Source organism: Kineosporia babensis (assembly GCF_021129305.1).
Classification (GTDB): domain Bacteria; phylum Actinomycetota; class Actinomycetes; order Actinomycetales; family Kineosporiaceae; genus Kineosporia; species Kineosporia babensis.
The window spans coordinates 1-21551 of the sequence record NZ_JAJOMB010000033.1 but is presented as its reverse complement, the minus strand read 5'-3'; the positions used below and the strand labels follow the sequence as shown (position 1 = coordinate 21551).

General features: G+C 70.5%; 21 protein-coding genes. 17 read left to right on the top strand and 4 right to left on the bottom strand.

From position 1 onward, the window contains the following. The first annotated feature begins 119 nt into the window (after positions 1-119). From LR394_RS37945 to LR394_RS37910, 8 genes are all read left to right on the top strand, one after another. Positions 120-806 (top strand): acyl-CoA dehydrogenase family protein, encoded by a 687-nt coding sequence (locus LR394_RS37945; RefSeq protein ID WP_231449547.1) that lies wholly within the window; start codon positions 120-122, stop codon positions 804-806. Positions 807-817: 11 nt separating this feature from the next. Continuing rightward, entirely contained in the window at positions 818-1732 is a 915-nt protein-coding gene (locus LR394_RS37940; RefSeq protein ID WP_231449546.1) for a 2-hydroxyacid dehydrogenase, read from the top strand. Beyond that, positions 1729-2589 carry an ROK family protein gene (locus LR394_RS37935; RefSeq protein ID WP_231449545.1) on the top strand — a complete coding sequence of 287 codons (861 nt, stop codon included), beginning with the start codon at positions 1729-1731 and terminating at the stop codon, positions 2587-2589. The genes LR394_RS37940 and LR394_RS37935 overlap by 4 nt, the downstream gene beginning before the upstream one ends. A gap of 18 nt (positions 2590-2607) precedes the next feature. Beyond that, positions 2608-3561, top strand: a complete 954-nt coding sequence (locus tag LR394_RS37930; RefSeq protein ID WP_231449544.1) for an acetylxylan esterase — start codon at positions 2608-2610, stop codon at positions 3559-3561. Positions 3562-3660: 99 nt separating this feature from the next. After that, a complete protein-coding gene (locus LR394_RS37925; protein ID WP_231449543.1) occupies positions 3661-4386 on the top strand; it encodes an ABC transporter ATP-binding protein in 726 nt (241 codons plus the stop codon). Further along, the gene (locus tag LR394_RS37920; RefSeq protein WP_231449542.1) at positions 4383-5111 is read left to right on the top strand and encodes an ABC transporter permease; all 729 of its coding nucleotides are present in this window, start codon (positions 4383-4385) and stop codon (positions 5109-5111) included. Before LR394_RS37925 ends, LR394_RS37920 begins: the two co-directional genes overlap by 4 nt. Positions 5112-5126: 15 nt before the next feature. Continuing rightward, positions 5127-5783: a TetR/AcrR family transcriptional regulator gene (locus tag LR394_RS37915; protein ID WP_231449541.1), complete on the top strand. Its 657-nt coding sequence runs from the start codon at positions 5127-5129 to the stop codon at positions 5781-5783. Between the two features lie 65 nt (positions 5784-5848). Beyond that, positions 5849-6391, top strand: coding sequence for a hypothetical protein (locus tag LR394_RS37910; RefSeq protein ID WP_231449540.1), 543 nt, complete (start codon positions 5849-5851; stop codon positions 6389-6391). 66 nt (positions 6392-6457) lie between these two features. On the opposite strand, the gene LR394_RS37905 is transcribed toward LR394_RS37910, so the two are convergent. Then, positions 6458-7672 (bottom strand): amino acid deaminase/aldolase, encoded by a 1215-nt coding sequence (locus LR394_RS37905; protein ID WP_231449539.1) that lies wholly within the window; start codon positions 7670-7672, stop codon positions 6458-6460. A gap of 133 nt (positions 7673-7805) precedes the next feature. Here LR394_RS37905 and LR394_RS37900 point away from each other — a divergent pair, with 133 nt between their 5' ends. Then, a complete protein-coding gene (locus LR394_RS37900; protein ID WP_231449538.1) occupies positions 7806-9131 on the top strand; it encodes a D-arabinono-1,4-lactone oxidase in 1326 nt (441 codons plus the stop codon). 319 nt (positions 9132-9450) lie between these two features. Beyond that, positions 9451-11004 carry a DEAD/DEAH box helicase gene (locus LR394_RS37895; protein WP_231449537.1) on the top strand — a complete coding sequence of 518 codons (1554 nt, stop codon included), beginning with the start codon at positions 9451-9453 and terminating at the stop codon, positions 11002-11004. A 63-nt stretch (positions 11005-11067) separates the two neighbouring features. Here the strand turns inward: LR394_RS37895 and LR394_RS43465 are convergent, their stop codons facing one another. Both LR394_RS43465 and LR394_RS37885 read right to left on the bottom strand, forming a co-directional pair. After that, positions 11068-12465: a dihydrolipoyl dehydrogenase family protein gene (locus LR394_RS43465; protein ID WP_231449536.1), complete on the bottom strand. Its 1398-nt coding sequence runs from the start codon at positions 12463-12465 to the stop codon at positions 11068-11070. A gap of 95 nt (positions 12466-12560) precedes the next feature. Further along, positions 12561-13058, bottom strand: a complete 498-nt coding sequence (locus tag LR394_RS37885) for a MarR family winged helix-turn-helix transcriptional regulator (RefSeq protein WP_231449535.1) — start codon at positions 13056-13058, stop codon at positions 12561-12563. A gap of 128 nt (positions 13059-13186) precedes the next feature. On the opposite strand from LR394_RS37885, the gene LR394_RS37880 reads away from it, so the two are divergent. Further along, positions 13187-13651, top strand: a complete 465-nt coding sequence (locus LR394_RS37880; RefSeq protein WP_231449534.1) for a MarR family winged helix-turn-helix transcriptional regulator — start codon at positions 13187-13189, stop codon at positions 13649-13651. Continuing rightward, the gene (locus tag LR394_RS37875; protein ID WP_231449533.1) at positions 13648-15228 is read left to right on the top strand and encodes an MDR family MFS transporter; all 1581 of its coding nucleotides are present in this window, start codon (positions 13648-13650) and stop codon (positions 15226-15228) included. The genes LR394_RS37880 and LR394_RS37875 overlap by 4 nt, the downstream gene beginning before the upstream one ends. A gap of 56 nt (positions 15229-15284) precedes the next feature. Here the strand turns inward: LR394_RS37875 and LR394_RS37870 are convergent, their stop codons facing one another. After that, positions 15285-15629: an L-rhamnose mutarotase gene (locus LR394_RS37870; protein ID WP_231449532.1), complete on the bottom strand. Its 345-nt coding sequence runs from the start codon at positions 15627-15629 to the stop codon at positions 15285-15287. A 248-nt stretch (positions 15630-15877) separates the two neighbouring features. Here LR394_RS37870 and LR394_RS37865 point away from each other — a divergent pair, with 248 nt between their 5' ends. The 5 genes from LR394_RS37865 to LR394_RS37835 all read left to right on the top strand — a co-directional run bounded on the left by LR394_RS37865 (position 15878) and on the right by LR394_RS37835 (position 21436). Next, positions 15878-16888, top strand: coding sequence for a LacI family DNA-binding transcriptional regulator (locus tag LR394_RS37865; protein WP_231449531.1), 1011 nt, complete (start codon positions 15878-15880; stop codon positions 16886-16888). A 264-nt stretch (positions 16889-17152) separates the two neighbouring features. Next, positions 17153-18943: a putative bifunctional diguanylate cyclase/phosphodiesterase gene (locus tag LR394_RS42485; RefSeq protein WP_331283135.1), complete on the top strand. Its 1791-nt coding sequence runs from the start codon at positions 17153-17155 to the stop codon at positions 18941-18943. Positions 18944-19007: 64 nt separating this feature from the next. Then, positions 19008-20402, top strand: a complete 1395-nt coding sequence (locus tag LR394_RS37845) for an NAD-dependent malic enzyme (RefSeq protein ID WP_231449530.1) — start codon at positions 19008-19010, stop codon at positions 20400-20402. 137 nt (positions 20403-20539) lie between these two features. Then, positions 20540-21106 carry a YqgE/AlgH family protein gene (locus tag LR394_RS37840; protein WP_231449529.1) on the top strand — a complete coding sequence of 189 codons (567 nt, stop codon included), beginning with the start codon at positions 20540-20542 and terminating at the stop codon, positions 21104-21106. A gap of 21 nt (positions 21107-21127) precedes the next feature. Further along, positions 21128-21436: a DUF3039 domain-containing protein gene (locus LR394_RS37835; RefSeq protein WP_231449528.1), complete on the top strand. Its 309-nt coding sequence runs from the start codon at positions 21128-21130 to the stop codon at positions 21434-21436. The last annotated feature ends 115 nt before the right edge of the window (positions 21437-21551 follow it).

Here is a 21551-nt window from a genome sequence, read left to right as displayed (position 1 = left end):
GCGTCACTTGTGGTGATTCGGTGACGGGACCGGTGGATTTGGGGCACTACTCGGTCTTTTCGCTGTGAGGTAGGCGTGGGGGCGTTCCCCGGGCGCCGCCGATCCAGCATGCTGGCGCCATGGATCGCTGCCTGACCGGGATCACCGTGCCCAAGGCGTTCGGCGGCCCGGGCTGTTCGGTGACCACGTTGGTCGAGGCACTGCACCGGGTGGCCCAGGTCGAGCCGGATCGCGCCCGGCTGCTGCACGGTCACTACCTGTTCCTCCAGGTGCTGGCTGAGCAGGCCACGCTCGAGCAGCAGAGCTACTTCTTCGGTGAGGCGCTGGCCGGCGCCTGCTTCGCCGGAGTCGGGCCGGGCTTCGGCGGGCCGGATCGTGGGGCAGGGCCGCAGATCACGCTGGCTCGCTGGCGCAACGGGGTCTATCGGCTCGACGGTGAGAGCGTCTGCGCGCCGGGGGTGCTGCGCAACGACTGGCTGGTGGTGCCTGCGGTGCTGGTCGACGAGCTGGCCGAGCCGAGCGACGAACCCGACGAGGTGTTCGCCGTGATCCGCCGGGACGACCTCGGCGTCACCCATGACGGGGCCGTCGGTTCACTCTGGCTGGACGGGGTGCGGGTCGCGCCCGGCTGCATCGTGCCCTACTCCACTCTCTTCGACCGCCCCACCACGTACCCGGAGAGACGGAAAGTGACCGCACAGGCACTGAACGGCAGGCCTCTGGAGGAACTGCTCGGTCCGGCACAGGCCCTGGATGTGGCGGAGCAGAACCGGACCCCTCTGGCGGAGGCCAGTACCGGGATGTAAGGCTTCGCCGCATGACGATCGTGGTCAGTTTGCCCAGTGACGAGCTGATGGAAGCCCTCGCGGGCCTGCCCGGGATCACCCCGGTGCGGTGGGACCTGCAGGATCCACCACCGCGGACCGACTTCGATCTGGTGGTGCCGCCGTACATGTCCAAGGCGCCCGAGCTGAAGGCGCTGCAGCCGCTCGGCGGCTGCGTGGTGCAGAGCCAGAGCATCGGGTACGACGGGGTGGCCGAGGCGCTGCCCGAGGGCATGACGTTCTGCAACGCCGCGAGTGTGCACGAGGCGTCCACGGCGGAGCTCACGGTGGGTCTGATCATCGCTGCGCAGCGCAATCTGGCGGAGTGCGTGCGGGCTTCCGAACGCGGTGAGTGGATCGGCGGGACCACCCGGGCGCTGGCGGACTCCCGGGTCCTGGTGATCGGGCAGGGCGGAGTCGGGCAGGCGATCATGAGCCGGCTGGCGCCCTTCGAGGTCACCGTGGTGCGGGTGGCGTCAAAGCGTCGTACGGACGCGGGTGGTCTGGTTCACGGCATCGACGAGCTGCCGCTTCTGTTGCCGGAGGCGGACATCGTGGTGCTGGCCGTGCCGCTGAACCCGGCCACCACCGGGCTGGTGGACGCTGATTTCCTGGCCGCCATGAAGGCGGACGCGCTGTTGGTCAACGTGGCCCGTGGGGCGGTGGTGGTCACCGCGGCCCTGGTGGCCGAGCTGTCCACCGGGCGGATCCGCGCAGCGCTGGACGTGACCGACCCCGAGCCGCTGCCGGCCGATCACCCGCTGTGGAGCCTGGAGAACGTGATCGTCACCCCGCACATCGGGGGCAACAGCACGGCGATGGCCCCGCGGGTGGCGGCCCTGGTACGCGCTCAGGCCGAGGCCCTGCGCGACGGAAAGCCCCTGCGTAATGTCGTGATCGCGCCGTGACGGTCGCAGTTGTGGAGGTCGGCGGCTCGCACCTGACGGCCGCACTGGTCACGCTCGAGCCACCGGCGGTGCTGCGCTCGCGGCGCTGGCACGTGGATCCGGACATCTCGGCCGAGGCGTTCATGGACGTGATGCTGGAGGGGGCGCACTGGCTGGCGCCCGGGGCCGGGGCACCGTGGGGGATCGCGATGCCCGGGCCGTTCGACTATCCGGCCGGCATCGGGCGTTTCGAGAATGTAGGCAAGTTCGAGGCGCTGAACGGCTTCGACATCCGGGCGGCCTTCGCAGCCCGGCTTCCGGATACTCCCGGGCGAATCGTCTTCCTCAACGATGCAGACAGTTTCGGCCTGGGCGAGTTCACCGCCGGGGCGGCCGAGGGTTTCCGGCGGGCGATCTGCCTGACTCTGGGTACCGGGGTTGGCTCGGCCTTCATCGCGGACGGCGTGGCGATGTCGTCGGGCCCAGGCGTTCCGCCGGACGGCGAGGCGCACTTCATCGTCTGGGGCGGGGCGGAGCTGGAAGAGACCATGTCCCGCCGGGCGATCCGCCGCGCCTACCTGGAGCGGACCGGCGCCGACCTGGACGTGCACGAGATCGCGGACCTGGCTCGGCGGGGACCCGGCGTGGCGGCCTCGGTTCTGGAGCACGCGTTTCAGGCGCTTGGCGAGGCGATGTCGCCCTACGTCCGGGATTTCGGCGCGGAAGTGCTGGTGCTGGGCGGATCCATCGCCGGCTCCTTCGACCTGATCGAGGCTCCGCTGCGCAAGGGGCTGGCCCGGGACGTGGTGCTCCGCGTCGCGGCCGACCCCGAGAACGCGCCGTTGATCGGCGCCGCAGCCCACGCGTCCCGTCCGTAAAACCTAGTTGGGAGAGCTATGGGATACGCCGATCTGCCGCTTGATCAGCTGCGCCGGTACCAGTCCGAGGTCACGCGGCCGGACGACTTCGACGAGTTCTGGCAGCGCACCCTCAAGGAGTCCCGGGCGGCGGCGGCCGAGACCCGGCTGGAGCCCGTGGACAACCGGCTGACCACGGTGGACACCTGGGACGTGACGTTCAGCGGGTTCGGCGGCCAGCCGGTCAAGGGCTGGCTGCATCTGCCGGCCAACCGCGGCGAGGCGCCACTGCCCGGGATCGTCGAGTACATCGGTTACACCGGCGGACGCGGTCTGCCGCACGAGCGGCTGGGCTGGGCGCTGGCCGGCTACGCGCACTTCGTGATGGACACCCGAGGCCAGGGCGGCGATACGGATGACGCCGGGGGCAGCGGAAGTCCCTCGGTCCCGGGCTATCTCACCCAGGGCTGGCGCTCGCCCGAGGATCACTTCTACCGGCGTCTGATCACCGATGCTGCGCTCGCGGTGGACGCAGTCCGAGGTCTGGACGCCGTGGACTCGTCGCGGGTGCTGACCCACGGCATCAGCCAGGGTGGCGGGCTGGCGATCTCCGGCGGGGTGCTGGGCGGGGCGCAGGCGGTGCTGGCCGACGTCCCGTTCCTGTGCGACTTCCCGCGGGCGGCGTGGATCAGCACCCGGGCGCCGTACGACGAGATCGTGCATTTCCTGCTGCGCCGCCGGGAACGGGCCGACCGGCTGTTCCAGACCCTGGCCTACGTGGACGCGGTCAACTTCGCCCGGCAGGCCGGCGTGCCCGCGCTGTTCTCGGTCGCCCTGATGGATCCGACCTGCCCGCCCTCGACCGTGTACGGCGCTTACAACGCCTGGTCGGGGGAGAAGAGCATCCGGGAGTACCCGTACAACCAGCACGAAGGCGGCCAGGGCTACCAGCAGCGGGAGCAGTACGACTGGCTGCGTGGCTTCCTGAACTGAAGATCTGCTCCGACGAAGGGTCCGAGGAACCTCGGGCCCTTCGTCATGTCCGGACCGGTTTCCGTTGACAGGGCGTGGGCTCAGGCGCAAATTAAACGCATGGATAATTTAAGCGCGACAGAGGTGCGCGGCCTGCGGGTGACCCGCGGCGGGCGCGAGGTGTTGTCCGGTATCGACGCCCAGATCCGGGCCGGGCGGATCACCGGACTGCTCGGCCCCAGCGGGTCGGGCAAGAGCACGCTGATCCGGGCGATCGTCGGGGTGCAGCGGATCAGCGCCGGTTCGGTGACCGTGCTGGGGCATCCGGCCGGAGCGGCGGTGCTGCGGACTCAGGTGGGCTACGCCGGGCAGACCGCGGCGGTCTATCCGGACCTGAGCGTGGCCGAGAACCTGCGCTATTTCGCCGCCGTGCGCGGCGACGACCCGGCCGAGGTGCAGCGGGTGATCGACCTGGTCGGTCTGGGGGGCCGGGAGAAGCAGCTGGCATCAAGGCTTTCCGGTGGCCAGTTGTCGCGGGTCAGCCTGGCGGTGGCCCTGCTGGGGCGCAGCCGGCTGATCGTGCTGGACGAGCCCACGGTCGGGCTGGACCCGGTGCTGCGGGCCGAACTCTGGGAGCTGTTCCACCGCTTGGCCGGGCAGGGCGTGAGCCTGCTGGTGTCCAGCCACGCGATGGACGAGGCCGAGCGTTGCGACGAGCTGATGCTGCTGCGCGAGGGCCGTCTGCTGTTCCACGACACCCTCGCCCGGCTGCTGGAACGTACCGGTGAGCCGGACGCCGAGCGAGGTTTCATCAGCCTGGTCGGGAACATGGAGGTGGCGGCGTGAGCGGGGCGCGCACCTGGGCCACCGCCCGCCGGGTGCTGCAGCAGCTCGGGCACGACCGGCGCACCGTGGCGCTGCTGGTGCTCTTCCCCTCGGTCCTGATGGTGTTGCTGCGCTACGTCCTGGACCAGCCGGAGCGTTTCGACCGGACCGGCCCGGCCCTGATCGGGATCTTCCCGTTCACCATCATGTTCCTGGTGACGTCGGTGGTGACCTTGCGCGAACGTCGCGACGGCACGCTGGAACGGCTGATGACCATGCCGCTGGGCCGGCTCGACTTCCTGCTCGGCTACGCCCTGGCGTTCGGCCTGACCGCGCTGCTCCAGGTCGGGGTGGTGGTCCTGGTCACCGTGGCGGGGCTGGGCCTGGAGGTGGGCGGGTCGGTCGGGCTGCTGGTCCTGGTGGCCGCCCTGGACGCTCTCCTCGGGACCGCGCTGGGCCTCTTCACCAGCGCGTTCGCCCGCAGCGAGTTCCAGGCCGTGCAGTTCATGCCGCTGGTGGTGATGCCGCAGGTGTTTCTGTGCGGGCTGTTCGTGCCCCGGGAGGCGATGACCCCGGTGCTGGAGGCGGTCTCGAATGTGTTCCCGCTGTCGTACGCGGTCGAGGCGGTGGCCGCGATCGCCGCCGGTACCGACCAGAACCTGGTCCGGGACCTGGGTATCGTTGCCGCAGCAGCTTTGCTGGCCCTCGGACTGGGGGCGGTGACGCTGCGCCGGAAGACAGCGTAAGGACGTGATGGGAACGTGGCCGGACGGCGGCCGGGTAACTCCGGTACGCGCGACGAGATCCTCGCCGCCGCGACAAAGCTCTTCTCCGACCGGGGCTACGAGGGCACCACGATCCGGGCGATCGCCGCTGCGGCGGGGGTGAATCCCGCGCTCGTGCACCACTTCTTCGGTTCCAAGGAGCAGGTGTTCATCGCCTCGGTGAACTTCCCGGTCAACCCGTTCGAGGTGCTGCCGGAGATGTTCGCGGCCGGCCCGCGCGAGGAGTTCGGGCAGCGCCTGGCCGGCCTGATCATCGAAGTCTGGGACGACGAGGAGCGCCGGGCGCCGCTGCTGGCCCTGCTGCGCGGCTCGATGACCGGCGAGCTCGGGGCGGGCATGCTGCGCAGCATCCTGGAGCAGGTGCTGATGCCCCGGCTGGAACAGACCTTCGGTGCTTCCCGCCCGGTCGCCGCCCGGGCCTTTGCCCAGATGGTCGGCATCATGATGGCCCGCTACGTGATCCGTCTGGAGCCGCTGGCCTCCGCCTCCCGAGCCGAGATGAGCACCCTGATCGCCCCGATCATCCAGGGCGTGGTGGATTCGACGACCGGCCCGGCCGGGCCGCAACCGGGGGCTGGGCCGCCCGGGGGAATGCCGAATGCGGTTCCGCCGATCGGCGGACCGGAGGGGTAACCACTTCCGGGGTCCGGGCCGATGCTGAGGGTGTCCGTCACCACGACCAGAATCGAGGTACAGACATGAGTATCGGCCCGATCGGTGACCTCGGGGAGACCAGCACGGCGATCGGCCAGCAGGCCCAGTTCCTCGCCCAGCAGAACGAGTTGCGCACCCAGAACGCCCAGGCGCTGACGGACCAGCAGGCCCGTCTGGCGAACCAGGCGCAACGGACCGACTCGGCTCAGCAGGCGGTCCTGGACCGGCAGGACGAACGTCAGATCCAGCTGGAAGCCCAGTTGGAGGCTCAGCAAAGGGCCGACGACATCCAGGCCTCGCTGGAGACCTTCGGGATCCAGCAGGCTCAGCTCCAGGACCAGATCCTGATCGACCAGGGCCTGGAGGCGTCTCAGGAGGTGATTGCCGATCAGAATGATCTGTCCGCAGTGCAGCAGGGACTCGATCAGACGGCCGTCGACGCGTTTCTGAACGAGAACACCACGGTGAGCTCGGTGTCGGAGGCGATTGAGGAGTTCCAGCAGATCGAGGACGCAACCGGTCTGCAGGTCTCCGAGATGACGGTGACATTCACACAATCAGGGAGTGAGATCGATACCCAGCTGTAGCAGCAAGTGCAGTGACGGTCGCGGGTCCTACCTGGCAGCGGTAGGGCCCGCTTCCGCTGTCCGCGCTCACAGGAAGTGCTGGTCCTCGCCCCGGTAGGTGGGCACCTCGGTCGCCGTGCCGTCCGCCGCGACCAGCTGGAAAGCGGCCACGTGCTCGGCCAGCTCGCCGGCCTTGGCGTGCCGGAACCAGACCCGGTCACCGATGCTCAGCGCGTCGGCCGGCTTACCCTTCAGCGGCGTCTGCACCTCGCCCGCACCTTCCGTTCCGATCAGCGAAAGCCCCTGGGGATAGGTTGGAATCGGTACCCGGTCGGCCCCGAACGGGCCGGAGGCGATCCAGCCGCCACCGGTCACCGTGACAAAACCCGAACCCGGCCGGCGCGCCACATCGGTACCGAACAACGCTGCGGGGGCCGGGGAGAAGTGCCGGTAGCCGTCGAAAAGCCCTGGCCCGTAAAGCCCGGAACCGGCCGTGAGCTCGGTGACCGCGTCCTCGGCCGCCGTCGTCTCCAGGCTCCCGGTACCGCCGCCGTTCACGAACCGCAGCGGGAACTCGGCGTTCACCGCCGCCACCACCTCGGCCCGGCGGGTGGCCAGCTCCCGTACCGACAGCGCCTGCATCGCGGTGACCGCGATGCCGTACAACGGTTTTCCCGGGGGTCGGTTGCCCAGCCCGGCGACCTGACCCTCGTAGCCCATCAGCCCGTCCAGAACGAAACCCGAACGGGCACCGATGATCCGGGCCAAGGCGCGGGCGTCCTGTGCGGTGAAGATCCCGGAACGCCGGGTGCCGATGTGTACCCGCCCGCCGGCCATCCGCAAAGAGGCGTCCATGTCCAGGCAGACCCGGAAGTCCGGATGCCCGGGCGCCACCGCGTCGATGAAGTCGAGCTGCTCGACCGAGTCGATCATCAGCGTGACCCGCTGCCGGGCCACGTCGTCGGCGGCCAGCCGGCGCAACGCCTCCCGCTCGGCCGTCGGATAGCCGACCACCACGTCCTCAAAGGGGTGGACGGGATCCGTGGCCAGCCAGATCGCCTCGGCCAGCGTGTAACCCAGCACTCCCGCGAAGCCGGGCTGCGCGTGCACCCGCTCCAGCACCGCCCGGCAGCGGATGGACTTGCTGGCCAGCCGGATCGGCTTACCGGCCGCTCGCCGCACCAGGTCTGCGACATTCGCGTCCAAGGCGGGCAGGTCGACCACGGCCACCGGTGGGTCCAGATGAGCCGTCGCCGTGTCCAGTCGGGCCTTGGTGGTCAGGGGCGAGGCCAGCGCAGTCATGGCGCAAGCGTTGACGTATCGGGCGGATCGGTCAAGCGTCCGAAACTCAGGGTGGATAACCGTTGACTCCGGAGGGCGAGAGGGTCACGCTGGGGCGATCTGGACGCTCGTCCTATTTTGTCGTGGGGGCGCGATGATCAGCGAGGCCAAGTGGGCGAACTGGGCAGGGTGCGAGCAGGCGGACTGCTCGGTCCTGACGCCGCGGGGGACCGACGAGATCGTCGAGGCGGTCCGGGACGCCGCGGCCCAGGAACGGCGGCTGCGGCCGATCGGCTCCTCGCACTCGTTCTCGGGCATCGCCCGCCCCGAGGATCTGCAGCTGCGGCTGGACCGGCACGCCGGGGTGATCAGCATCGACACCACCACCGGCCTGGTCACGGTCGAGGCCGGGATGCCGCTGCACCGGCTGAACGACATCCTGGCCGGGGTCGGCCTGGCCCTGCCCAACCTCGGTGACATCGACCGGCAGACCGTGGCCGGGGCGCTGGCCACCGGCACCCACGGCACCGGCACCCGGTTCAGCACCATCTCCGCCCAGCTGCGGGCGCTGGAGCTGGTCACCGCCGACGGTGAGGTGCTGCGCTGCTCGCCCACCGAGAACCCTTACGTGTTCGAGTTCGCCCGGGTCAGCCTGGGTGCGCTCGGGGTGATCTCGACGGTGACCCTGCAGACCGTCCCGGCCTTCGCGCTGCGGGTGCGCGAGGTCTCGCTGCCGCTGGCCGAGGTGCTCGCCGACTTCACCGAACTGGCCGAGGGCATCGACCATTTCGAGCTGTACTGGTTCCCGCACACCGACCGGGTGCAGACCCGCTACAAGACCCGGCTGCCGCTGGAGGACGGGCTGGCCCCGCTGGGCCGGATGCGCACCTGGTTCGACGAGGAACTGGTGGCCAACGACGTGTTCCGGATGATGGTCGCCACCGGCCGCCGGGTGCCCGCCGTGGTGGTGCCGCTGAACCGGGTGGCCGTGCGGCTGTGGGGATCGCGCACCTACACCGACCGCTCCGAGCGGGTTTTCATCACCTCGCGCCGGGTCCGGTTCAAGGAGATGGAGTACGCCATCCCGCGGGCGCGGCTGCCCGAGGCGATGCGCCGGGTGCGCGACGCGGTGGAGAACGCCGGCTGGCGGATCCCGTTCCCGGTGGAGATCCGGGTGCTGGCCCCGGACGACATCCCGCTGTCGATGGCCTCGGGCCGGGAGACCGCGTTCATCGCCGTGCACGTTCCGGCCCGGGCCGAGCACGCCGCCTACTTCGGCGCGGTGGAGCGGATCATGGCCGACTACGGCGGCCGTCCGCACTGGGGGAAGCTGCACGGGCTGGACGTGCACGGCCTGCGCCGGGTGTACCCGCTGCTGGACGAGTTCGCCGCGCTGCGGGACCGGCTGGACCCCAAGGGGATGTTCTCGAACGGCTACCTGGACCGGGTGCTGGGACGGGTGGGTGCGGCGTCCGGGTGAAGCCGGCGACGGCCGGTCAGGTCTCCTCCACGCACGGTTCGCGGACCGGTAACGTCCCGGCAAGATCACCGGCGCCGGGAAGAAATCTAGTCACTGCTACGCTAACCCCACTGGCGATGCGATCTGCACCGCCGCTCTCGCGGGCGAGCCGCCCGCGTGGTCGCACGTAAAGAGTCGCTCCATCACAGACACCGCCGGCCCCGGCCTGCGCTGTCGAAGGCCGCCCGCCGGCCGCCGGAGCCTCAGGTCGGGTTCCGTCGCGGACCCGACGTCTCCGAACGGCGTGGCCTCATGCACACCGATGGAGTAGTCGCACTACATGCCGTATACCTCAGACCGTCCCCGCACGTCCTCTTCGCGTTTCGGCGGTAACTCCCGCCGCTCCGGTGGTCGTCCGGGTGGTCCGCGCCGTTCCTCCGGGCGTCCCCGTCCGCAGGCCGGCCCCAGCCCGCTCGAGCAGGCCCTGATCGCCGCCGCCGAGGCTCCCGCCCCGGCCGAGCAGTCGTTCGCCGAGCTCGGCCTTCCCCGTCAGCTGGTCTCCGCACTGGCCGGCGAGGGCATGGACAAGCCGTTCGCGATCCAGACCCGGGTGCTGCCCGACGCGCTGGCCAAGCGGGACGTGCTCGGCCGCGCCCAGACCGGGTCCGGCAAGACCCTGGCCTTCGGCATCCCGGTGCTCGCGCGCCTGGCCGCCGAGCCGAAGCAGCGCGTCGCGGCCACCCCCCGCGCCGTCATCCTGGTGCCCACCCGGGAGCTGGCCCGCCAGGTCAACGAGGCCCTGAACCCGCTGGCCCGCCCGCTCGGCCTGCGCGTCACCACGGTCGTCGGTGGCCTGTCGATCTCCCGCCAGATGGACGCGCTGCGTCGTGGCGTGGACGTCGTGGTGGCCACCCCGGGCCGGCTGATCGACCTGATGGACCGGCGCGCCGCCGACCTGTCGCAGATCGAGATCAGCGTGCTGGACGAGGCCGACCACATGGCCGACCTGGGCTTCCTGCCCGCCGTCCGGCGGATTCTGGACGCCACCCCGGCCGACGCGCAGCGTCTGCTGCTGTCGGCCACGCTCGACGGCGGTGTGGACAAGCTGGTCACCGAGTACCTGACCGACCCGGCCTTCCACGCCGTGAAGCCGACCACCGACGCCGCCACCGCGATGGACCACAAGGTCTTCTCGATGAGCGGCCCGGCCGAGAAGCTGCTGGTCGCCAGCGAGATCGCTGTCCGCCCGGCGCGCACCATCTTCTTCGTGCGCACCAAGCACGGCGCCGACCGGCTGGCCCGCCAGCTGTCCCGGGCCGGGGCCGAGGCCACCGCGATCCACGGCAACCTGAACCAGAACCAGCGTCAGCGGGCGCTGGACGCGTTCGCTGCCGGTTCGCCGCGGGTCCTGGTCGCCACCGACGTGGCCGCCCGGGGCATCCACGTGGACGACGTGGACCTGGTCGTGCACTACGACCTGCCCGGCGACCACAAGGACTACCTGCACCGCTCCGGCCGCACCGCCCGGGCCGGCGCCCGCGGCACCGTGGTCGCGTTCACCGAGCCGGGTCAGAACCGCGAGATCAACCGGCTGCACCGCGACGCCTCGGTCACCGCCACCACCGACTCGGTGCACCCGGGTCACGCCGTGGTGCGGGAACTGGCCGAGTCCGGCGAGCCGATCGAGGTCCGTCCGATCCCGCAGCGTTCGGCTGAGCGCCGGGGCGGTGGGGGCGGCGGTCAGCGTCGTCGTTCCGGCGGCGGAGGTGGCGGCTACAACGGTGGCGGCGGTCACCGTGAGGGTGGCGCCCCGCGCGGGAACGGTGCCGGTCGTGGCCGCCCGAGCAGCGGGCGTCCGAACCGGGCTCCGCGTCAGCAGGCCCCGGCCAACTGATCTGAACCAGTAACAAAAGGACGCCCGACAGCCTCGCGCTGTCGGGCGTCCTCTGTTTGTGGTTCAGAGTCCGTAACTCTCCAGCAGCCGCAGCCAGACCTCGCTCAGCGTCGGGAAACTCGGCACCGCGTGCCACAGATCGGCCAGCGGAACCTGGGCGCTGATCGCGATCGTGGCCGAGTGCAGCAGCTCCGAAACTCCCGGCCCGGTAAAGGTCGCCCCCACGATCACCTCGCGGGCCACGTCCACAATGATCTGGCTGGTGCCCTCGATCCCGTCGCCCGAGGTGGTCGCCCCGGCCACACCACCGGTCGGCGTGCTGACCACCCGGATGTCGAGACCGCGCTCCCGGGACTGCTTCTCGGTCAGGCCGACGGCGCACACCTGCGGATCGGTGAACGTCACCCGCGGCACCACGTCCCGGCTGGAACGGTCGCGCGCGTCCTTGCCGAGCAGGATGTCGCCGACCAGCCGGGCCTGGTACTTGCCCATGTGCGTGAGCAGGGCCAGGCCGTTCACGTCACCGACCGCGTAGAGCCACTTCTCGTCCAGTTCGGTGGCCGCGAGCTGGTCGTCCACCGAAACCGGCTGGCCCGGAGTCAGTCCCACCTGGTCCAGACCCAGGTCATCGGTGGCCGGCCTACGCCCGGTGGCGACCAGGATCTCGTCCGCCACCACCTCGTCCCCGCCGTCCAGCGTCACCTTCACCGAGCCGTCCCCGGCCCGGGCAACCGCGGTGACCTTGACCCCGGTGCGAACCGAAATACCTTCCGTGGCAAAGGCCTTGCCGACCTCCTGGCCGGCGAACGGTTCCTCGCGGGAGAGCAGGTGCGGCCCGCCCTCCAGCACTGTCACCTCGGAGGCGCCGAGTCGCCGTACCGCCTGCGCCATCTCGGCGCCGACGAAACCGCCGCCGATCACCACCAGCCGCTGCGGGATCTCCTTCATCTCGGTGACGCCGCGGTTCGTCCAGGGATTCGCCTCGGCCAGGCCGGGGATCGGCGGAACCACGGCCTTGGTGCCGGTGGCCAGCACCACGGCCTTCGTCGCGCTCAGGCTGCGGACGTTTCCCTCGGAATCGGTGACGTCGAGGGTGCGCGGGCCGGTGAGCCGGGCGTGACCGCGGATCAGGGCGATGCCGCTGTCGTTCAGCCAGGGCACCGCGCCGGAGTCGTCCCAGCTGGAGGTCATGTAGTCGCGGCGGGCCAGCGCCGCCTGCACGTCGATCGGGCCGGTCACCGCGGCGTCGGCGCCCGGCACCCGCTTGGCCGCAGCGATCACGTCACCCGGACGGATCAGCGTCTTGCTGGGGATGCAGCCCCAGTAGGAGCACTCCCCGCCGACCAGTTCCCGCTCGACGATGGCGGTGCTCAGCCCACCCGCCGCGGTCCGGCCCGCCACGTTCTCGCCGGCAGGCCCGGCCCCGATCACGATGACGTCGTAGACGTCGTTACCGGCCACAGCACATCCCCAAATCCTCGGCCCAGTTCGTCGAAACCGACCCTAAGGCCTGATCCGGAACCGAGCCGGGGACGAGGCGTCCTTAATTGGTGGGCTTAATTGGTCGGTCTGCTCAGGTCCTCGTTGAGCTGGCTGAGCAGCCCGGCGAAGCGGTCCAGGTCCTCCTGGGTCCAGTCCGCCATCCGGACCTTGAAGCTGGCCCGGCGAGCCTGGCGGGCCTGGTGCACCAGGTTCGCGCCGTTCTCGGTGAGGGTCAGCCGCTGGGCCCGACGGTCGTTCTCGTCGACCTCACGGGTGATCAGGTCCAGCTTCTCCATCAGCTGCAGCTGGCGCGAGACGGTCGGCTTGCCGATCCCGAAATAGGCTGCCATCTCGGTCATCCGGGCCGAACCGGCATCATCCAGCCAGAGCAGCATGGCGTAGGCGCCGGGCTCCAGGTCGGGGTGGAACTCGCGGGACATCTGGGCCGAGAAGCTCCGGGCACGCCGGATCAGCACGGTGAGTTCCTGCTCGATCGTCACGTACGCACGGGCTACCGCATCAGCGCCGTCCGGCTCGGGGGTGGTCGGCGGAAGGGGATCTGTTGCAGACACGCGGACAACTGTATAAGCGCAGTTCGCGCCGGTCCTGGCGGTACCCCGAACGGCTGAATTAGTTGCCCGATGAAACCGTTCGACATATAGTTGTCTGTGGCAAGCAACCTTTCTCCCTAAGAGGCGCCATGCCCGTCACCCCGGAGGCGGTCTCCGACCTGTTCCTCCAGCTGCAGTCCCTCAACCGGTCGACGAAGACCATGATCGGCCGCCAGTCCGACCGGCTCTCGCTCAGCACCCTGCTGCTCCTGTCCCAGGTGCAGGGCCTGGGTGAGGTCCGTGGCTCGGCCCTGGCCGAGCTGCTGGGGGTGGACACCTCGGTGGTCAGCCGCCAGCTGGCGGTGCTCGAAGCCGCCGGGCTCACCGCCCGCCGGCCCGATCCGCACGACGGCCGGGCCTGGCTGGTCCACATCACCCCGGACGGGGCCCAGCGGCTGCAGGACCTGCGCTCCGAGCGCGCCCTGCTGGTCGCCCAGGCGCTGGACGACTGGGGCGACGCCGAGGTGCGGCAGCTGTGCGCCCAGCTCGTCCGCCTGGACGAGGCCTTTCAGCACGCCATCAACGCAAGCAGTACCGGAAAGGTCCACACATGAGTTCCACGGTCAACCCGCCTTCCTTACCCGGCAGCGACGCCGAGATGTCCCACCGTCAGATCGTCGAGGCCCTGGTCGGCATCCTGGCCGCACTGTTCGTCGGCATGGTCAGCTCCACCATCGTCAGCAACGCCCTGCCGACGATCATCGCCGACCTGGACGGCTCGCAGCGGGCCTACACCTGGGTGGTCACATCCACCCTGCTGGCGATGACCGCCACCACCCCGATCTGGGGCAAGCTGTCCGACCTGTACAACAAGAAGTTCCTGCTCCAGCTCGCGATCGTGATCTTCGTGATCGGGTCGGTGGCCTCCGGTGCCGCCCAGAACGTCGGCGAGATGATCGGCTTCCGGGTGATCCAGGGCATCGGCATGGGCGGCATCACCGCGCTGGCCCAGACCGTGATCGGCGCGATGATCCCGCCCCGCCAGCGCGGCCGGTACAACGGCTACCTGGGCTCGGTGATGGGTCTGGCCACGGTCAGCGGCCCGCTGATCGGCGGCGTGATCGTGGACAGCGCGCTGGGCTGGCGCTGGTGCTTCTTCGTCTGCGTGCCGCTGGCGGTGATCGCCCTGGGCGTGATCCAGAAGACGCTGCACCTGGAGCACCGGCCGCGCAAGGCCTCGATCGACTGGGGCGGCGCCACCCTGATCGCCGCCTCGGTGAGCGCCCTGCTGATCTGGGTCTCCTTCGCCGGTGACGACTTCGCCTGGTTCTCCTGGCAGACCGCCGCCTTCCTCGGTGCCTCCCTGGTGGCCCTGATCGGCGCCGTGACGGTCGAGCGCCGGGTCAAGGAGCCGGTGGTCCCGCCCTCGATCATCAGCCGGCGCACCACCCTGCTGGCCGTGATCGCCTCGCTGGCGGTCGGTATCGCGATGTTCGGCGGATCGGTCTTCCTGGGCCAGTACTTCCAGGTCGCCCGGGCCTACTCGCCCACCCAGGCCGGTCTGCTGACCATGCCGCTGATGCTCGGGCTGATGGTCTCCTCGGTGATCGTCGGCCGGCTGATCGTGGCCAGCGGGTACTACAAGCGCTACATCGTCGGGGGAGTGGCCCTGCTGGTGGTCGGTTTCGGCCTGCTGGCGACGATCGACCACACCACCTCGCTGGTGCTGATCGGGCTCTACATGGCCCTGGTCGGGGCGGGCGTCGGGGCCTCGATGCAGAACCTGGTCCTGGCCGTGCAGAACACCGTGGACGTCACCGAGATCGGTGCGGCCAGCGGGGTGATCGCGTTCTTCCGTTCGCTCGGCGGCGCGGTCGGGGTCTCGGTGCTGGGTGCGGTTCTGGCCAGCCACGTGGGCAATCTGATCGTCAGCGGTCTGGCCGGGATCGGGGTGGACCCGTCCGCGGCGGCCTCCGGCGGCAGCACGCTGGACGTGAAGAACCTGCCGGCTCCGGTGGCTGAGGTGGTGCGGGCCGCCTACGGCGACGGCACTGCGCGGATCTTCCTGGTCGCCGCGGTCGTCGGGCTGGTCGGGCTGGTCGCCACGCTGTTCATCCAGGAAGTGGCGCTGCGTAAGACCGTCGCGATGAAGGCCGCCGAGGCGGAGGTCCAGGAGCCCTCGCGCGCCTGAGCGAAAAACGTCCGTCGGCCGGTGGTGGGGTTCTTGCTACCGGCCGACGGACGTTTTCAGCGCCTGGTTGCCTCGAGTTGGCTCTCGAGGTTGAAAACCTCTTCCAGCAGCAGGAATCCCTCGTCCGGGGCGCGCCCGTCGAGACCGACGAAGAACTCGGCCATGCCGGCCTGCCAGCGCGCGTTCACCTCGGTTCGGGCCATCGCCGCCTGCGCCGCATCCAGGTCCTCGGCCTCCACGTAGCCGACCAGAAGGCCGTCGGGGCGGGCGAAGAGCGAGTAGTTCGTCCAGCCGGAATCGGCCAGCGCGCGCAGCATCTCGGGCCACACCGGGGCGTGACGTTCCTTGTACTCGGCCAGGCGCTCGGGGCGGACCTGCAGCAGGAAGCAGTACCGGTTCATGGGCGAAACACAGCTCCGTGTCCGTCGATGGTGAAACGATTCAGACGGTATGTCTGCTCTTCGGGTGTCGTCAAGGGCTGTTTCTCGCCTCGCCTGCGGCCTGGGTAGAGTCGGCGGTTTGCCGAGGTGCTGGTCAAAACCGGTCTGAGGCGTTTCAATTTCGCTTTCGACCGGAGCCGGGTACGGGTTCGCGGGTTCGGGTCTGTCGGTTCGGGCTTTTGTCGGTTGGGGCTGGGGAGAGGTGCGCGGTGTCTGCGACGGTCAGCGTGAAGGACGTGGCCGCGGCGGCCGGAGTCTCGGTCGGCACGGTCTCCAACGTGCTCAATCGCCCGGACCGGGTGGGCGCCGCCACGCGCTCGCGGGTCGAGGCGGCGATCGAGCAACTCGGCTTCGTGCGCAACGAGTCGGCCCGCCACCTGCGCGCCGGGGCCAGCCGGACGATCGGCTACCTGGTGCTGGACGCGGCCAACCCGTTCTTCACCGACGTGGCCAAAGGGGTGGAAGAGGCGGCGCGTGATGCCGGGCTGGCGGTGTTTCTGTGCAACAGCGACAACAGCCGCCAGCGGGAACGCGATTACCTGGAACTGCTTTTCGAGCAGCGAGTGCGGGGCGTGCTGGTTACCCCGGTCGATCCGGCGGGGGTAGAGGCTTCGTTGCCCCCGGGCGTCGGTGTGCCGGTGGTGCTGGTCGATCGCACCGGCGGGGAGAAGTACTGCTCGGTGTCGGTCGACGACGTGTACGGCGGGCGGCTGGCTGGGCAGTATCTGGCCGAGAGCGGGCACGAGCGGATCGCCTTTGTCGGCGGGCCGGAGTCGGTCGGCCAGGTGCAGGACCGGCTTGCGGGCTTTCGTGAGGCGGTGGAGGGCGTCGGAGCGCCGATCGTGCTGCCGACCGCTGCCCTGACCGTGGCCGAGGGCCGGGCCGCCGGGCAGCGTCTGGCCGGGATGCCGGCCTCCCGTCGTCCCACCGCGGCCTTCTGCGCCAACGATCTGCTTGCGCTGGGCCTGCTGCAGGAGATGACCAGGCTGCGGATCCGGGTGCCGGAAGACCTGGCGATCATCGGTTACGACGACATCGAGTTCGCGGCGGCCGCGGCAGTGCCCCTGACCTCGGTCCGTCAGCCGCGCCATCAGATCGGCCGTACCGCCGCCGAACTGCTGACCGAGGAGACCGAAGCCGCTGACGGGCGGGCGCACCGGCACCGCCAGGTGGTGTACCTGCCCGAGCTGATCGTACGCGAGTCGACGATCACGGCTTAGGGCCTGTCCTGCGGATCATTGCCTACTGCGGGGCACCCGTGACGCCGTCTGACCGCGTCCGGCGTGGCCCCACGCAAAACCATTGCGAGGGGCCCCACCGGCCACGCCCAGCCAGCGCCCCGGGCACCTCCTCGCTACGGCCCTGATCCACAGGACAGGCCCTTGGAACTCTGATTTCTGGGCAAGTTCCCAGCTGCCGGAAAGGGCGATTCCGGACCAATCGCCGCTACCGAACGCGACACGGTGGGTACTGTGTGCAGCATCGTGACGCAATCCGATCTGAATCAGGACCGAGGGCTGCGCTGGGCGCCCCCGGCCCACGACGCGCCTGCCCTGGCCTACGGGCGCCCGGGGGCACCGGCGGGAACGGGCCTGGCCTCCTCGTTGCTGCCGATCCTGCCCGACGCGGTGATCGGCCTGGACCGGTTCGACAAGATCACCCACTGGAACGAGGCGGCCGAGCGCACCTACGACATCGCCGCCGGTGACGCCCTCGGCCGGCCCCTGTCCGAGCTGATCGAGACCGTCTTCCCGGACGGCGACCAGGCCCTGGCCCGGCGCCAGGTGCACGTCCAGGGCCGTTGGCACGGGTTCGTCCGGCAGATCAACCGGCGCTCGGGCAAGGTGGCCGAGATCGAGTCCACCGTGGCCGCGCTCTACGACCAGGCCGGCGGGGCCCGGGGCCTGGTCGCGGTCAACCGGCTGCTCGACGGCCGCAACGGGCCGGACCCGCAAGGGCTGGCCCACCGCGCCACCCACGACTCGCTCACCGGCCTGCCCAACCGGACCGTGCTGCTGGAGGGCCTGGCCGAGTCGATCACCCGGCTGGCCGGCCCGGCCGCGAACGGCGAGAAGCCCCGGCTGGCAGTGCTGTTCTGCGACCTGGACGGGTTCAAGGACATCAACGACGGCCTCGGCCACGCGGTCGGCGACCAGGTGCTGGTGGCGGTGGCCCAGCGGCTGCGCAAGCGCTGCCGGGCGGCCGACGTGGTCGCCCGGTTCGGTGGCGACGAGTTCGTGGTGGTGATGGCGGTGGACGCGGTGGGCGATGCGATCGCGATGGCCCGGCGGATCATCGACGTGCTCGACAGCCCGATCGTGATCGGCGACGCCGAGGTCGCGCCCGGCGTGAGCGTGGGGGTCACCGTCGTCGACACCGTCCCGGCCGGCGACGATCCGGTGGGCAGCGTGCTGCGCGACGCCGACACCGCGATGTATCACGCCAAAGGCCGCGGCCGGGGCCGGTACGAGCTGTTCGACGCAGACCTGCGCGACGACGTGGAGGAGCGGCTCGAGCTGGCCACCGCGTTACGCCGGGCGGTCGGGGACGGCGAGCTGGAGCTGGTCTACCAGAGCCGCCGCACCTGCGGGGACCGCCGGGTGACCGGGGTCGAGGCGCTGCTGCGCTGGCGGCATCCGGAGCTCGGGGTGCTGAGCCCGGACGTGTTCCTGCCGATCGCCGAGCGCACCGGGCGGATCGTCGAGCTCGGCGACTGGGTCCTGCGCCAGGCGCTGGCCGATCTGGCCGAGCTCGGCAGCGCGCACGCGAATCTGGTGCTGGCGGTGAACGTGTCGGCCCGGCAGCTGGTCAGCGGCCGGCTGCCGCGCACGGTCGGCCGGGCCCTGGCCGAGACCGCGGTGGCCCCGCACCGGCTGGTGCTGGAGGTCTCCGAGCACGCGTTCTCCGACGACCCGGCCGGCGCCCGGCAGATGCTCCAGGAGCTGAAGGAGCTGGGCGTGGTGATCGCGCTGGACGACTTCGGCACCGGCTGGTCGTCGTTGCAGTACGTGCGTGAGCTCCCGGTCGACGTGCTCAAGGTGGACCGCTCGTTCGTCGCCGATCTGCCCGGTGAGCAGTCCTGCGGCGCGGTGGTCGCCTCGGCGCTGGGCCTCGGTCACGGGATGGGCCTGCTGGTGGTGGCCGAGGGGGTGGAGGACGCCGAGACCCTGGAGGTGCTGCGGGGGATGGGCTGCGACGAGTACCAGGGCTTCATCGACGGTGAGCCGGCCGGGCTGGATGCGGTGCTGTCCCCGTCGTTCCCGCTTACTCAATGACCATTGCTCAGAGAACGCCCGCAGATGGTCCCTGGAAGTGTCCGGACAGGCCACAATGGGGCCCATGGCGAGCGCACCGAGTGTTTCATCTTCCATCACGGTCCGGCTGGAACTGCCGGCCCGTTCCACCGCGGTCAGTGAGCTGACGCACGCGATCGAGCACGCCGGTGCGATCGTCACGGCGCTCGACGTGACCGCCTCCGGGGTGGACCGGCTGCAGGTCGACGTCACCTGCGCCACCCGCGGCGGCGACCACGTGCCCGAGGTGATCGCCTCGCTGCGCGCGCTGTCCGGGGTGAGCATCGGCAAGGTCTCCGACCGGACGTTCCTGATGCACCTGGGCGGCAAACTGCGGGTCGAGTCCAAGGTGCCGATCCGCAACCGGGACGACCTGTCGCTGGTCTACACCCCCGGCGTGGCCCGGGTCTGCCAGGCGATCGCTGAGAACCCGGAGGACGCGCGTCGGCTGACCATCAAGCGCAACACCGTGGCCGTGGTCACCGACGGCTCGGCGGTGCTCGGCCTGGGCAACCTCGGCCCGCTGGCCGCGATGCCGGTGATGGAGGGCAAGGCCGCGCTGTTCAAGCGCTTCGCCGACATCGACGCGTTCCCGATCTGCCTGGACACCCAGGACGTGGACGAGATCGTCGAGACGGTGATCCGGATCGCCCCGGTGTTCGCCGGGATCAACCTCGAGGACATCGGCGCCCCGCGCTGTTTCCAGGTCGAGGAGCGGCTGCGCGAGGCCCTGGACATCCCGGTCTTCCACGACGACCAGCACGGCACCGCGATCGTCACGCTGGCCGCGCTGACCAATGCGCTGAAGGTCGTGGGCAAGGACATCTCGCAGGTCAAGATCGTGATGTCGGGCGCCGGGGCGGCGGGTACGGCGATCCTGAAGCTGATGCTCGCGGCCGGGGCGCACGACGTGGTGGTCTGCGACATCGACGGGGTGGTGCACCCGGCCCGGACCGGTCTGCCGGAGAACCTGCACTGGACCGCCAAGAACACCAACCCGCGCGGCATCACGGGCACCCTGAAGGAGGCGCTGGCCGGGGCCGACGTCTTCGTCGGGGTCTCCGCCCCGGGCATCCTGAACGGTGCCGACATCGCCACCATGGCACCCGACGCGGTGGTCTTCGCGATGGCCAACCCGGTGCCCGAGGTCGACCCGGTGGAGGCCGCGCAGCACGCCACCGTGGTGGCCACCGGCCGCAGCGACTTCGCCAACCAGATCAACAACGTGCTGGCCTTCCCGGGCGTCTTCCGCGGTCTGCTCGACGCCCAGTCCAAGACCATCGACACCAAGATGCTGCTGGCCGCCGCCCAGGCCCTGGCCGGGGTGGTCACCGACTCCGAGCGCAACGCGGCGTACATCGTCCCGAGCGTCTTCCACCCCGACGTGAGCGCCGTGGTGGCCAAGGCGGTGCACGACGCAGCGGTCGCCGCAGCAGTCTGAGTCCGGTCCGGCGACGGGCGAATTTCGCGCCTGTCGCCCGGGTTGTGGGGATCGTCACAGGGTTTACCCGCCGTCATCGCCGAGTCTGTCTGCGTCTTGGGCTGCATCCACCGGGTCCGGACCGTGATGATGTGCGTATGTCCATCCAGACGCGTCGGCTGAGCGGCAGCCTCCTTGTCGCCAGCCCCACGCTGGAGGACGAGAACTTCCGCCGCACCGTGATCCTGATGCTGGACCACGGTGACGACGGCGCTCTCGGGCTGGTGGTGAACCGGCCGATGGAGGTGGACGTCTCGTCCGTCCTGCCGGCCTGGCAGCCGTACACGACCGCACCGGGCCGCCTCTTCCAGGGCGGCCCGGTCCAGCTGGACTCGGCCCTGGGCCTGGTCGCGATGCCCGGGCAGGGCGCCGAGCCGGTCGGGGTGCGCCTGCTGATCGGCTCGATCGGCCTGGTCGACCTGGACGCCCCGCCCGAGGTGATCGTCCCCGGCCTGGCCGGGCTGCGGATCTTCGCCGGGTACGCCGGATGGGCGGCGGGCCAGCTGGAGGGCGAGATCGCCGAAGGCGCCTGGTTCGTGGTTGACTCCGAGCCCCGCGACGCCTTCACCGACCGGCCGGAGCGGCTGTGGGGCGAGGTACTGCGCCGCCAGCGCGGCGAGCTGGCCCTGGTCTCCACGTATCCGGACGATCCGACGATGAACTGATCGGGCGTAGACTCGGCGCCCATGACCACGCCGTATCCCGAACCCCAGCTGGACCCGATGTCCTCCCCGGAGGGCTCGACCACCGGTCTGCTCGAGCGTGAGCACGTCGAGCAGGAGGTCGAGCCGGGCGACCACGAGCGGTTCGCGCACTACGTGCGCAAGGAGAAGGTGCTGGAGTCAGCCCTCTCCGGCGACCCGGTGGTCGCGCTCTGCGGGAAGGTCTGGGTCCCCGGGCGCGACCCGAAGAAGTTCCCGGTCTGCCCGATGTGCAAGGAGATCTACGAGAGCCTGCAGTCCGGCGGGGACGGCGACGGCGGCAAGGACAAGTAAGCCCTGAAACGCCTTCCTGACGACGGCCGCGAGGCGGGGGGCCCCCCCCCCCGGGGGCCCCCCCCCCCCCCACCACCCCCACCCACACCGCCACCCCGGCGTTTCGGGCGGGAAC